The following is a 13174-nucleotide window of genomic DNA, read 5'->3' on the forward strand; positions in this document are numbered from 1 at the left end:
GGGTCAGCCGGTCAGCCGGTGGTCCGTTTGCGGCGCTCGTTGAAGTCGCGCATCCGCTGCGGATAGCCGACCAGCCGGACGTCGTAGATCGGGATCGCCAGCTTGTGCGCGAACCGCCGGGCGCCGTCCGGGCCGTCGATCCGGCGTCGGGTCCATTCGCCGTCGTGGGCGATCAACATGACGGTGGTCTCGGTCACGGTCGTCCGGGGCTCGATGAACGCCTCGACACCGCGCCTTGACCGGACAAACTGTTCGAGGTGGTCAAGATCCGCACGGCTGGCGGGACGATCACCCGCCGCGACAACCGCCTTCTTCCGTCGGCGAAACCAGGCCAACCCGACCCTCTCCTCCCCGGCACGCCGCCCCGCGGCGAAAGTGGCGACTTCCGGCAAGCGTACGTCCCGACGACGTGTCCTTGGGCACCTCGGTACGCGGCCCGCTTCCACTAGTGACAAGATGACCGAGGTGGGCGCTCCCCGGTCCCAACTGGCAGTCCGGAGAAAGTCCACGCCCCGCCGGCCGGAAAACCCCGACCGGGGGTGGCGGTATGCCCGGTTGACCGGCATCACCCTCGTAGCAGCGACGCGACCTGGGAGTTAACTGTGAGCGAGCCGAACGGCGGAACGTTCGATGTCGTCATCCTCGGGGGTGGCAGCGGGGGGTACGCGGCGGCGCTGCGCGCCGCCCAACTGGACCTCTCGGTCGCGATGATCGAGAAGGGCAAGGTCGGCGGCACCTGCCTGCACAACGGCTGCATCCCCACGAAGGCGCTGCTGCACGCGGCCGAGATCGCCGACCAGACCCGCGAGTCCGAGCAGTTCGGCGTCAAGGCCGAGCTGGTCGGCATCGACATGCCCGGCGTCAACGCCTACAAGGACGGCGTGATCTCGCGGCTCTACAAGGGCCTGCAAGGGCTGATCAAGGGTGCCAAGATCACCCTGGTCGAGGGCGAGGGCAAGCTGGTCTCTGCCGACACCGTCGAGGCGAACGGGGCCCGCTACACCGGCCGCAACATCATCCTGGCCACCGGCTCGTACGCCCGGACCCTGCCCGGTCTGGAGATCGACGGCGAGCGGGTGATCACCAGCGACCACGCGCTGACCCTGGATCGGGTGCCGACCTCGGCGATCGTGCTCGGCGGCGGCGTCATCGGCGTCGAGTTCGCCAGCGTCTGGAAGTCCTTCGGGGTCGACGTCACCATCATCGAGGCGCTGCCCCGGCTGGTGGCGGCCGAGGACGAGGAGTCGTCCAAGGCGCTGGAGCGGGCTTTCCGCAAGCGCGGCATCGGGTTCAAGACCGGCAAGCGGTTCGAGAAGGTGGAGCACACCGAGAAGGGCGTCAAGGTCACCATCGAAGGCGGCGAGACCGTCGAGGCCGAACTGCTGCTGGTCGCGGTCGGCCGGGGCCCGAACACCGCCAACCTCGGTTACGAGGAGCAGGGCGTCAAGCTCGACCGGGGCTTCGTGCTCACCGACGAGCGGCTGCGCACCGGCGTGCCGAACGTCTACGCGGTCGGCGACATCGTGCCCGGCCTCCAGCTCGCGCACCGCGGCTTCCAGCAGGGCATCTTCGTGGCCGAGGAGATCGCCGGCCGCAACCCCGCCGTGATCGACGAGAACGGCATCCCCCGGGTCACCTACTCCGACCCGGAGCTGGCCTCGGTCGGGCTCACCGAGGCCCGGGCCAAGGAGCAGTACGGTGCCGACAAGGTGAAGACCTACAACTACAACCTCGGTGGCAACGGCAAGAGCCAGATCCTCAAGACCGCCGGCTTCGTCAAGCTGGTCCGGGTCGACGACGGACCCGTGGTCGGCCTGCACCTCGTCGGTGCCCGGGTCGGCGAGCTGATCGGCGAGGCGCAGCTCATCTTCAACTGGGAGGCGTACCCGGCCGAGGTGGCGCAGCTCATCCACGCCCACCCCACCCAGAGCGAGGCGCTCGGCGAGGCCCACCTGGCCCTGGCCGGCAAGCCGCTGCACGCACACGCCTGACCACAGAATCTCCGCGCCGCCCGGCGACCAACCGGGCCAGGATCGCACAGGCCACGAAGGAGTCTTGAAAGATGCCGGTATCGGTCACCATGCCCCGGCTGGGCGAGAGCGTCACTGAGGGCACCGTCACCCGGTGGCTGAAGCAGGAGGGCGACCGGGTCGAGGTCGACGAGCCCCTGCTCGAGGTTTCCACCGACAAGGTCGACACCGAGATCCCCTCCCCGGCGGCCGGCGTGCTGGCCCGGATCGTGGTGAGCGAGGACGAGACCGCCGAGGTCGGCAGCGAGCTGGCGGTGATCGACGGCGACGGCGAGGCGGGCGGCGAGGCCCGGCCGGCCCAGCCGGAGCCGGCCGAGGCCGAGCCGGCCCCGGCCGCCCCGTCGGCCGAGGCGGCGGAGCCGGCCGGCCAGCAGGAGCAGGCCGAGCCGGAGACGGTACCGGCGCAGACCGCACCGGCCGGCGACTCGGGCACCGTACTCAGGATGCCGGCGCTGGGCGAGAGCGTCACCGAGGGCACCGTGACCCGCTGGCTGAAGGAGGTCGGCGACACCGTCGAGGCCGACGAGCCGCTGGTCGAGGTCTCCACCGACAAGGTGGACACCGAGATCCCCTCCCCGGTCGCCGGCACCCTGCTGGAGATCCGGGTCAGCCAGGACGAGACCGCGCCGGTCGGCGCCGACCTGGCGGTGATCGGTGCCGCCGGAGGCGCCGCCCCGGCCGCCGAGCCGGCGAAGCCCGCCCCGGAGGCCGCGAAGCCGGCTCCCGAGCCCGCCAAGCCGGCAGCGGAGCCGGCCCGGCCGTCGGCACCGGCGGCCGGTGCGTCGTACCAGACCCCGGCGCCGGAGACCGAGCGTTCCGAGCAGCCGGTCCAGACCGAGCAGGCGGCCCAGCCGGCGCCGGCCCGTACCCCGGCCCCCGCACCCGCGCCGTCCGGCGAGAACGGTGCCGGGTACGTCACGCCGCTGGTCCGCAAGCTCGCCAGCGACCAGGGCGTCGACCTCTCCACGGTCAGCGGTACCGGGGTCGGTGGCCGGATCCGCAAGCAGGACGTACTCGATGCGGCCGAGCGGGCCCGTGCGGCCGCGCAGGCCCCGGCCGCCCAGCCGACCGCGCAGGCCGTCGCTCCGGCCGCACCGGCGCCGAAGGCGGCACCGAGCCCGCTGCGGGGCAGCACCCAGAAGCTGCCCCGGATCCGCGCGGTGATCGCCAAGCGGATGCAGGAGTCGCTGCACGAGATGGCGCAGCTCACCACGGTCGTCGAGGTGGACGTCACCAAGGTGGCCCGGCTGCGGGCCAAGGCCAAGGACACGTTCCTCCAGCGGCACGGGGTCAAGCTGTCGTTCCTGCCGTTCTTCGCGCTGGCCGCCGTCGAGGCGTTGCAGACCTACCCGGTGGTCAACGCCCGGATGGACCTGGAGGCCGGCACGATCACCTATCCGGAGGCGGAGCACCTCGGCATCGCCGTGGACACCGAGCGCGGCCTGATGGTGCCGGTGATCCACAACGCCGGTGACCTGAACCTGGCCGGGATCGCCCGCCGGGTCGCCGACCTCGCCGAGCGGACCCGCACCAACAAGATCAGCCCGGACGAGATCGCCGGTGCGACCTTCACGCTGACCAACACCGGCAGCCGGGGCGCGCTCTTCGACACCCCGATCGTCCCGGCGCCGCAGTCGGCGATGCTCGGCACCGGCGCGGTGGTCAAGCGGCCGATGGTGATCACCGACCCGCAGCTCGGCGAGGTGATCGCGCCACGCTCGATGGTCTACCTGGCGCTCTCCTACGACCACCGGCTGGTCGACGGTGCGGACGCCGCCCGGTTCCTGACCGCGATCAAGGAGCGGCTGGAGGCCGGCCAGTTCGAGGCCGAACTCGGGCTGGCCTGATCGCACCCACGCCCGTGCGGGGCGCCCGGCCGTCGGCCGGGCGCCCCGCGCCGTTTCGGCCGCACGCCGACACCGCCACCCGGCGGGTTGGCCCGGATCGCGGCGGTGCCGATCCGGGCCGCCTCGGGCGGAGTGGGCGAAGATACGGAGATGCGAATCCTGATGGCCGGCGCGTCCGGCTGGCTCGGCACCCGTCTGACCGATCGGCTCCGGGCGGCGGAGCACGACGTCGTCCGGCTGGTCCGGCGCCCCGCTCAGGGCCCGGACGAGGTGCGGTGGGATCCGGCCGCCGGCCAACTCGACCCGGCGACGCTCTCCGGCACCGACGCGGTGATCAACCTGGCCGGCGCCAACGTCGGCGACCGGCGCTGGACCAGCGGTTTCAAGGAGGTACTCCGGGCCAGCCGGGTGGACAGCACCGCGACGCTGGCCCGGGCGATCGCCGCACTGCCGGCCGAGCAGCGTCCCCGGGCGCTGCTGAACGGCTCGGCGATCGGCTGGTACGGCGACACCGGCGACCGTCCGGTCGAGGAGGACGAGCCGGCCGGCGACGGCTTCATGGCCGACCTGTGCCGGGTCTGGGAGGCGGCGACCGCACCGGCCGAGCAGGCCGGGGTACGGGTGGTACGGCTGCGCATCGGCCTGCCGCTGGAGCAGACCGGCGGGCTGCTGAAGCCGCAGCTCCTGCCGTACCGGCTCGGTATCGGGGGCAAGTTCGGCAGCGGCCGGCAGTGGATTCCGTGGATCTCGATGGCCGACTGGCTGGCCGCGATGACCTTCCTGCTGGACCGCGAGGACCTCGCCGGGCCGGTCAACGTGGTCGGCCCGGCACCGGTGACCAACGCCGAGTTCACCAAGGCGCTCGGCCGGGCGCTGCACCGGCCGACCGTGATGCCGGTGCCGGCGATCGCGCTGCGGATCCTGCTCGGCGAGCTGTCGGTCGAGCCGCTGCGCAGCCTCCGGGTGCTGCCCGGGGTGCTGAACCGGGCCGGTTTCGAGTATCGGCATCCCGACCTGCCGAGCGCGCTGCAAGCCGCGCTGGCCAGCCGCTGAGCTGGAGGGCTGAGCGGGTAGGGCAGTCGGCCCGGAAACAGCCAACAGAGGTGAACGGTGTGCGAAGGTGGATTCACCTTCCGTACCGGACACAACCTCCGGCCCCGGACGTCGTGGCGGCGGTGCGGTCGGGAAGGCGATCCGCGCCGCGAGCGGCGCCGCGATGCTGGAGGCTCGATGACCGCCGAGGACCGGACCCGCCGACCGGCCGTCCCCACCAGACCGCGCCGGGCCGTCGCCGCCGCGCTCGCGCTCTCCGCCGGCCTGGCCATCGGCGGTACGACGGGCGTGGCGGTCAGTTGGCCGGACGGCCGGACCGGCTTCACCGTGGCCGCCGGGGAGCCACCGGGACCCGGCAGCGTCACCTTCCGGGTGGTACCCCTGCCGACGACCGCGCCGCCGACGCCCCAACCGACGGCGGCCACTCCCGGGCCGACGCCCTCGGGCCACCTGCCGGTCACCGGCGGCGGTGCCCCGCCCCCGGGCTGGCTGCCGGCCCTCGGCGCCCTGCTGGTGCTCACCGGCGCCCTGGTCGTGCTGGTCGCCCGCCGAACCCGCCGTCCCGGCGGCGCGGGACCCGCCGGGTAGCCGGACGGGCCCCGCGCCGACCCGGTCAGCAGTCGCGCAGCTCCGGGGACTGGTTGCGGACCTGGGCGAGCGGCGAGACGAACCGCTGGTACGTGGTGCCGCCTACCGCCGCCGGCCGGAACGCGGCCACCCGGTGGCAGTTCTGGAACGCGAGGCGTACCCCGAAGTGGCGTTCCAGCCCGCCCCGGATGGCGTCGCTGGCCAGTGCCCGGAGCAGTTGACCCCGCTCCGCCTCGCTCGGCGGCGGTACGGCGTGATCGGCGTAGTCGGCCGTGGTCGCGTGGACCCGGGCCGAGACCTCGGAAACCACCGCCCAGGCGTACGGCAGGGACCGCCGGACACAGTCGACGAACTCCTCGTCGTCGACCTGGCCGGCCTCGGCCCGCTCCAGCAGTGCGGCGGGTACGTCCAGGGACATCTCTCTCCTCCTGTCGTGGATTCGACCCGCACCGGGCCGGCTGGCCCGGAGCGGCGGCACATCTCGACCGGCACCGGTCGCGGCGCCGACCGGCGCAGCGGTCAGCGGACCGGCGCCTGCGGCCCGGGCACGAAGTCGGGGTCCACCTGGCCGGCCAGGTCCTCGCCGACCCGGTCGTTGGCCCAGGCGACCGCGTTGCGCAGGTGGAACTCCACCGCGTGCCGCTGGAAGGTCGCCCAGTCCTGCACCTGCTCGTCGACGGTGGCCCGGAGCAGGTCGAGCGCGGCCCGGTTGCCCGGCTCCAGGGTGTGCACCGGCGCCGGTACGCCCCGTTCGGCCCCCTTCACGTAGTCGGAGCGGGTCAGCCAGGTAAGCAGGTCGGCACCGACGTGCTGGCGCAGGAACTCCACGTCACCGTGGTCGTCGACCTTGTTGCCGACCACGTGCACCCGGACGCCGTACTCCCGGGCGTAGCCGAGGTACTGCCGGTAGACGCCGACGCTGCGCAGGGTCGGCTCGCAGACCAGGAAGGTCGCGTCGAACCGGGTGAACAGCCCGGAGGCGAACGAGTCGGCCCCGGCGGTCATGTCCACCACCACGTACTCCCCCGGACCGTCGACCAGGTGGTTGAGCAGCAGTTCCACCGCACCCACCTTGGCGTGGTAGCAGGACACCCCGAGGTCGTCGGCACCGAACGGGCCGGTCACGGCGAGCCGGACGCCGGCCACCTCACGGACCACCGCCGCGTACAGCGGGTTGTCGCCGTCGACCGGCAGCAGCCGGGAGCCCCGGCCAGGCGGGGTGGTCTTGACCATCGCGGCGACCGAGGAGATCCGCGGGTTCTCGCCGCGCAGGTACTCCTTGATCTGCGGCAGGTGGTCGCCGAGCGTCGGCAGCCGGGCCGCCTCCGCCTCGGTGGCGCCGAGCGCGGTCCCGAGGTGCTGGTTGATGTCGGCGTCGATGGCGAGCAGCGGCGGCGGGCCGCCGTCGGCCGGGCCGGCAGCGGCGAGATGCCGGGCGAAGAGGGCGGCCAGCGTGGTCTTGCCACTGCCGCCCTTGCCGACGAACGAGATTTTCACGGTACGGGTCCTCCGGTGCGTTCTGCGACGTTAATCCAATTGGAAATCATTTCCATAAGATCCGTCAAGGTTGCCCGCATCCTCGGCGTGTCGGATCGGGGTTGGTAACCTCCGGCCCGTGCCGCTCTCCCCGCCCGCGCTCGCCGGGCCGATCTCACCCCCGCCGCCCGCGTCCCCGGGCGCCCGGCGGAGCCGCCGGACCGACCTGCTCGTCGCGCTGGTCGCGATCGTCGGAGCGGGCTGGATCACCAGCGGACTCTGGCCCGACCCGAGCGGGCGGGCGATCACCGTCAACTCCAGCGACCAGGCTCTCTTCGAGTGGCTGCTCGCGTACGGCGCACACGCGCTCACCCACGGCCAGGACCCGTTCTTCACCGACCTGCTGAACGTGCCGGACGGGGTCAACCTGGCGGTCAACACCTCGGTCACGGTGTACGCCGTCGTCTTCGCCCCGCTCACCTACCTGGTCGGCGCCTCGGCCACTTTCCTGGTGATCCTCACCGGCAACCTCGCCGCCACGGCGTTCGGCTGGTACTGGCTGCTCTCCCGGACACTCGTCCGGAGCACCCCGGCCGCGATCCTCGGCGGGCTGTTCATCGGCTTCGCGCCCGGCATCGTCGCGCACGCCAACGCCCACCTGAACTGGAGCGCTGGCTGGGTGGTCCCGATGCTGCTCTGGGGGGTGCTCCGGTTGCGCCGGCCCGGCCGGTGGCTGCCCGGCGGGCTGCTGCTCGGGGTGCTGGTCACGGTCGCCTTCTCGATCGCCGCCGAAGGACTCTTCTTCACCGCGCTGGCCTGCGGCGTCTTCTTCGGCACCTGGGCACTGGACCGGGGCCGCCGAGCCGAGGTGCGGGCCGCGCTGCCGGACTTCCTGCGCGGGCTCGGGGTCACCGCGCTGGTGGCGTTCGCGCTGCTGGCGTACCCGCTCTGGCTGCACTTCCTCGGCCCGCAGCGGTTCCACGGCACCGGTTTCGACCCGGTGATCCACGCCGAGGACATCGCCGCGTACGCGGCGTACCCGCAGCGGACCCTGGCCGGGGCGGCCGGGCTGGACACCTCGCTGGCACCGAACCCGACCGAGGAGAACTCGTTCCTCGGGCTGCCGCTGCTGGTGCTGGCCGTCCTCTGCTTCGTCGTGCTGTGGCGGCGTACGGCCCCGGAGCGCCGGACCACCGTACGGGCGATCGGGGTGACCGCGCTGGTCTTCGCCGTACTCTCCTGGGGCCCCCGGGTGAAGATCTTCGGTGCGCACACCGACGTCCCGCTGCCGTACGCCCTGCTCGGCCACCTGCCGGTGTTCAACGCCGCCCTGCCGTCCCGGTTGGCCCTGGTGGTGACGCCGCTGGTCGGGCTGCTGCTGGCACACACCGTCGACCTGCTGCGGGCCGGCCCGGTTTCCCGGCGGGCGAGAGCCGGCTGGGCGGCCGGGTTCGCCGTGGCACTCCTGCCGCTGGTGCCGGTGCCGCTGCTCAGCACCCCCCGGGAACCGATCCCGGAGTTCGTCACCGCCGGCACCTGGCGGCAGTACGTCTCGCCCGGCGGGGTACTCACCCCGCTGCCGCTCACCCTCGACCTGGCCCCCGACGGGCAACGCTGGCAGGCGTACGCGCTGAGCCACCGGCAGGGCGAATTCCGCATCCCGTCCGGCTTCTTCCTCGGCCCCGGCGGGCCGGACGGCCGGGGCCGGATCGGGCCGGTGCCCCGGGCCACCGACGCGCTGCTGATGCGGGTGGCCGAGACCGGCGAGCGGCCGGCGATCACCGACGCCGACCGGGCCGCCGCCCGGGCCGACCTGCGCTACTGGCGGGTCGAGGCGGTGGTGCTGGCCGACCGGGTGCACGGGGCGAAGTTCCCCATCCACACCGACGCGCTGCGCGACGTCACCACCGCGCTGCTGGGCCCGCCGGAACGGGTAGCCGACGTCTGGCTCTGGCGCCTCACCCCGTGACGCCGTTGTGCGCGGCGAGGATGCCGAGGGCGTAGGCGGTGGCGACCAGGGTGAGCATCAGCACCGCGACCCGGCGGAACCGGCGGGCCAACCCCGGCAGCTCGGCCGGCAGGGCGAAGACCCGGCGCGGCCAGCCCCGCCAGGAGACCCACCAGAACAGGCCGGTCGCGGCGGCCAGCAGCACCGCCTGGCCGGCAACCGCCGCCCACCACCCGGCCGACCGCTCGGGAGCCAGCAGCACCAGGGCGAACCCGGTCGCCCAGAGCACCCCGATCAGTCCCACCACCGGCCACCGGTTGCCGTGCGCCAGCACCCGCTGCGCGTCCTCCACCCGCTCGGGGTCGTCGAACATCCGGGACAGCTTCGGCTGCACCGCGAAGAGGCTGTAGGCCATCGAGCCCAGCCAGAGGGCCGCGACCCCGGCGTGCACCAGAACGACCCCGGTCAGCAGCGTATCCACCCGGGCATCATGCCCGAACCGGCCCGCCGGGGCTGACCCGTGGCTTCCGACAGGTGCCGGCAGCAGCGGTCGCCGCCGGCCGGTGACTCCGGCCACGAACCGGACTGACCCGCCGGTAGCCAACTAAGCTGGAGCGGTGACCAGCACTGTTGCCGCGTTGACCAGCGTCCGGCTCGGGACCCTGGACTATCTGGCGGCCTGGGACGAACAGCGTCGGGTGCACGAGGCGGTGGTCGCCGGGGAGCGCCCGGACACCGTACTGCTGCTCGAACACCCGAGCGTCTACACGGCCGGCAAGCGCACCGAGCCCTGGGACCGGCCGATGGACGGTACGCCGGTGATCGACGTGGACCGGGGTGGCAAGATCACCTGGCACGGCCCGGGTCAGCTCGTCGGCTATCCGATCCTCAAGCTTCCCGGGGCGGACACCGGGCTGCCGGTGGACGTCGTCGCCTTCGTCCGGCGTACCGAGCAGTTGCTGCTCGACGTCTGCACCGAGCTGGGACTCGGCACGGTCATGCTGGTGGAGGGGCGCAGCGGCGTCTGGGTGCCGGCCGACGAGCGCGGGCCGGAACGCAAGGTCGCCGCGATCGGCATCCGGGTGGCCCGGGGCGTCACCCAACACGGCTTCTCGATCAACTGTGACTGCGACCTCGCCGCGTACGACCGGATCGTCGCCTGCGGGCTGCGCGACGTCGGGGTCACCTCGCTCACCGCCGAACTGGGCCGCCCGGTCACCGTCGCCGAGGTGCTGCCGGTGGTCGAACGCCACCTGCCGACCCTGCTCCCCTGAGCACTCGGCGGCGGACCCGATCCGGCCCGGCGCACGGCCGGTCACGGGGTCAGCCGGTGCAGGTCGCGGGGGAACGGGGTGACCTCGCGGACGTTCGCCACCCCGAGCAGCCGGGCCACCATCCGCTCCAACCCGATCGCGAAACCGCCGTGCGGCGGCATGCCGTGCCGGAACGCGTCCAGATATCCGGCGTACGGCTCGACCGGCTCGCCCCGCCGCGCGAGCGCGGCCAGGTAGTCGGCGTACCGGCGCAGCCGCTGCCCGCCGGTGACCAGCTCCACGCCCCGGAACAGCAGGTCGAACCCGTTCGAGTACGCCGCTGCCGGGCCGCCCGACGGAGCGTCCTCGGTCGCCGGATGGGTGTAGAAGGGGCGCTTGGCCAGCGGATAGCCGGTGACGAAGAGGAAGTCCGACCCGTGCTCGGCCCGGGCCCACTCGCCGAGCGCCCGCTCGTGCGCCGGGGCGAGGTCGGGCTCGTCCGGCGACGCCCCGGCGACGGCCAGCGCCTCGGTGAAGTGCACCGCAGGGATCTTCGGCGGCACCGCAGGGATCTCCGCCGGTGGCGTCGGGAGGTCCGCGAGCCGGCCGAGCATCCCGGCCAGCACCTCGCGGAGCAGCCGCATCACGTCCCGGTGGTCGGTGACGAAGCCGAACTCGACGTCCAGCGAGGTGTACTGGGCCAGGTGCCGGGTGGTGTCGTGCGGCTCGGCCCGGAACACCGGCCCCACCTCGTAGACCCGCTCCAGCACCCCGACCAGCATCTGCTTGTAGAACTGCGGTGACTGGGCGAGGTAGCCCGGCCGGCCGAAGTAGTCGAGGGCGAAGACGTTCGCGCCGCTCTCGGTGGCGGCGGCGACGATCTTCGGGGTGTGCACCTCGACGAAGCCCAGCCGGTCGAGGGTGGCCCGGAACCCGGCCACCAGGGCGGCCGAGATGCGCAGCGCGGCGGCCCGGCCGGGGTGGCGCAACGCCACCGCCGCGTGGTCGAGCTGGGTGGGCAGCGCCGCAGTTAGCTCCGGGCGGTACACGTCGAACGGTGGCGGCACGGCCGGGTCGCCGAGCGGTCGTACCGTCGGGTCGACCAGCTCGACCCCGGCCGGCGCGGCGGGGTTGCCGACCACCCGGCCGGTCACCTCCACCACCGACTCCTCCGGCAGGTCGGCCAGCCGGGCCCGCAGGTCGGCGGCGGTCACCACCACCTGGGCGAGCCCGGCGGCGTCCCGCAGGATCAGGAACGTCACCGACTTGAGCTGCCGACGCCGGTGCACCCAGCCGGCGGCCGTCACGGTCGCGCCGACGTGCGCGGACAGGGACGTGGAGAGGACACGGGACACCTGCGGTACTCCTCGAAGTGGTCGCGACGCGCTCGACCCGAACGCGCCGAAGGCCCCGGGGAGTGTGGGCGAGCGGGAACTCGCGGTGCCACCACACCTTCACCACCGGCGGGACGGCCGGCGGCCTCGTTCGTGGCCCGTGACGCGGGCCGGACGGCGGGTTCTACCAGGCGCCGGGACGCCGTTCTTCCCGCAGCTCGGGAGGGTCTTCCCAACCCGGCCGGAGATCACCTTCCAGCGACGGTGACTCTCTGGACTCCGGTTGTCGGGTAGTACTCGGCTCCGTCAACGCTCTGCCCGGAGGCTAGCCGGACCGGCCGCCGTTCTGACACCGAATATCCGCATCCGCCGCCGCACGCAAACCTGGCGGACGGCGTGAGTGGTATCACCTGGTCCGGCACGTGAGTCCGGTCGCCTCCGGTCGATCGGCCGACCTCTCGGCGCGTAGGCTCGGATTCGTGACCATCGAGCAAGCCGCGCCATCCACCGCCGCCGAAGCCGGAGGGGTGAGCGTCGTGACCGCACCGGAGATCCGTACCGGCAATCCCGTCGCGCCGGAGGGGCGCCGGCTGCTGCGGGTCGAGGCCCGCAACGCGGCGACGCCGATCGAGCGCAAGCCGCCGTGGATCAAGGTCAAGGCGAAGATGGGTCCCGAATACACCCAGCTCCGTGGGCTGGTTTCCCGGGAGGGTCTGCACACCGTCTGCCAGGAGGCCGGCTGCCCCAACATCTACGAGTGCTGGGAAGACCGGGAGGCGACCTTCCTGATCGGCGGTGACCAGTGCACCCGCCGGTGCGACTTCTGCCAGATCGACACCGGCAAGCCGGCCGACTTCGACGCGGACGAGCCACGCCGGGTCGCCGAGTCGGTGGTCGCGATGGGCCTGCGGTACGCCACCGTCACCGGGGTGGCTCGGGACGACCTGCCGGACGGCGGTGCCTGGCTCTACGCCGAGACGGTCCGGCAGATCCACGGGCTGACCCGGCGGGAGCGGCCGGCCGGTGCCGAGGGCGTCCTGGACGCGCTGCCGCACTGCGGCGTGGAGCTGCTGATCCCGGACTTCACCGGCAACCCGGAGCAGCTCGCCGAGGTCTTCGGCGCCCGCCCGGAGGTGCTCGCACACAACGTCGAGACGGTGCCCCGGATCTTCAAGCGGATCCGGCCGGCGTTCCGCTACGAGCGCTCGCTCGACGTACTCACCCAGGCCCGGGCGGCCGGGCTGGTGACCAAGTCCAACCTGATCCTCGGGCTGGGCGAGGAGCGCGCCGAGATCTCCCAGGCACTGCGTGACCTGCACGCGGCCGGCTGCGAGCTGGTCACCATCACGCAGTACCTGCGCCCGACCCCCCGGCACCACCCCGTCGAGCGGTGGGTCCGGCCGGAGGAGTTCGTGGAGCTGCGCGAGGAGGCCGAGGAGATCGGCTTCGCCGGGGTACTGAGCGGGCCGCTGGTGCGCTCGTCGTACCGCGCCGGCCGGCTCTACCAGCAGGCCGTCGAGGCCCGGACGCTGCCGGCCGCCACCACCGCCCGGTAGTCCGTCGCCAACGGCCGGCAACGCCGGCAGGGGTCCCCGCCAGCTCTTTTCCACCTTCGACCCGGCTCGTCCACGCCAGTGGCGAACCG

Annotated in this window: 12 protein-coding genes; 7 read left to right on the forward strand and 5 right to left on the reverse strand. The window is 73.2% G+C overall.

What is annotated here, in order from left to right:
• Nucleotides 1–11 precede the first annotated feature (11 nt).
• Nucleotides 12–335 carry a hypothetical protein gene (locus AAH979_RS10890; protein ID WP_346257951.1) on the reverse strand — a complete coding sequence of 108 codons (324 nt, stop codon included), beginning with the start codon at nt 333–335 and terminating at the stop codon, nt 12–14.
• A 267-nt stretch (nt 336–602) separates the two neighbouring features.
• Here AAH979_RS10890 and lpdA point away from each other — a divergent pair, with 267 nt between their 5' ends.
• The 4 genes from lpdA to AAH979_RS10910 all read left to right on the forward strand — a co-directional run bounded on the left by lpdA (nt 603) and on the right by AAH979_RS10910 (nt 5518).
• Nucleotides 603–1991: a dihydrolipoyl dehydrogenase gene (gene lpdA / locus AAH979_RS10895; RefSeq protein WP_346257952.1), complete on the forward strand. Its 1389-nt coding sequence runs from the start codon at nt 603–605 to the stop codon at nt 1989–1991.
• 71 nt (nt 1992–2062) lie between these two features.
• Nucleotides 2063–3877 carry a 2-oxoglutarate dehydrogenase, E2 component, dihydrolipoamide succinyltransferase gene (gene sucB, locus AAH979_RS10900; RefSeq protein WP_346257953.1) on the forward strand — a complete coding sequence of 605 codons (1815 nt, stop codon included), beginning with the start codon at nt 2063–2065 and terminating at the stop codon, nt 3875–3877.
• Between the two features lie 150 nt (nt 3878–4027).
• Complete coding sequence (locus AAH979_RS10905) at nt 4028–4930, forward strand: TIGR01777 family oxidoreductase (protein WP_346257954.1); 903 nt, start codon at nt 4028–4030, stop codon at nt 4928–4930.
• Nucleotides 4931–5107: 177 nt separating this feature from the next.
• Entirely contained in the window at nt 5108–5518 is a 411-nt protein-coding gene (locus AAH979_RS10910) for a hypothetical protein (RefSeq protein WP_346257955.1), read from the forward strand.
• A gap of 25 nt (nt 5519–5543) precedes the next feature.
• On the opposite strand, the gene AAH979_RS10915 is transcribed toward AAH979_RS10910, so the two are convergent.
• Nucleotides 5544–5936: an SCO5389 family protein gene (locus tag AAH979_RS10915; protein ID WP_346257956.1), complete on the reverse strand. Its 393-nt coding sequence runs from the start codon at nt 5934–5936 to the stop codon at nt 5544–5546.
• A gap of 101 nt (nt 5937–6037) precedes the next feature.
• Nucleotides 6038–7015 carry an ATP-binding protein gene (locus tag AAH979_RS10920; RefSeq protein WP_346257957.1) on the reverse strand — a complete coding sequence of 326 codons (978 nt, stop codon included), beginning with the start codon at nt 7013–7015 and terminating at the stop codon, nt 6038–6040.
• A 118-nt stretch (nt 7016–7133) separates the two neighbouring features.
• On the opposite strand from AAH979_RS10920, the gene AAH979_RS10925 reads away from it, so the two are divergent.
• Nucleotides 7134–8963 carry a DUF2079 domain-containing protein gene (locus tag AAH979_RS10925; protein ID WP_346257958.1) on the forward strand — a complete coding sequence of 610 codons (1830 nt, stop codon included), beginning with the start codon at nt 7134–7136 and terminating at the stop codon, nt 8961–8963.
• Here AAH979_RS10925 and AAH979_RS10930 read toward each other — a convergent pair.
• A complete protein-coding gene (locus AAH979_RS10930) occupies nt 8953–9423 on the reverse strand; it encodes a hypothetical protein (RefSeq protein ID WP_346257959.1) in 471 nt (156 codons plus the stop codon). The genes AAH979_RS10925 and AAH979_RS10930 overlap by 11 nt on opposite strands.
• A gap of 136 nt (nt 9424–9559) precedes the next feature.
• On the opposite strand from AAH979_RS10930, the gene lipB reads away from it, so the two are divergent.
• Entirely contained in the window at nt 9560–10216 is a 657-nt protein-coding gene (lipB, locus tag AAH979_RS10935) for a lipoyl(octanoyl) transferase LipB (protein WP_346257960.1), read from the forward strand.
• Between the two features lie 41 nt (nt 10217–10257).
• Here lipB and aspS read toward each other — a convergent pair whose 3' ends face one another.
• Nucleotides 10258–11550 (reverse strand): aspartate--tRNA(Asn) ligase, encoded by a 1293-nt coding sequence (gene aspS / locus AAH979_RS10940; RefSeq protein WP_346257961.1) that lies wholly within the window; start codon nt 11548–11550, stop codon nt 10258–10260.
• A 458-nt stretch (nt 11551–12008) separates the two neighbouring features.
• Here aspS and lipA point away from each other — a divergent pair, with 458 nt between their 5' ends.
• On the forward strand, nt 12009–13085 hold the full coding sequence (gene lipA / locus AAH979_RS10945) for a lipoyl synthase (protein ID WP_346257962.1): 1077 nt from the start codon (nt 12009–12011) through the stop codon (nt 13083–13085).
• The last annotated feature ends 89 nt before the right edge of the window (nt 13086–13174 follow it).

Source organism: Plantactinospora sp. ZYX-F-223, from assembly GCF_039649625.1.
GTDB lineage: Bacteria > Actinomycetota > Actinomycetes > Mycobacteriales > Micromonosporaceae > Plantactinospora.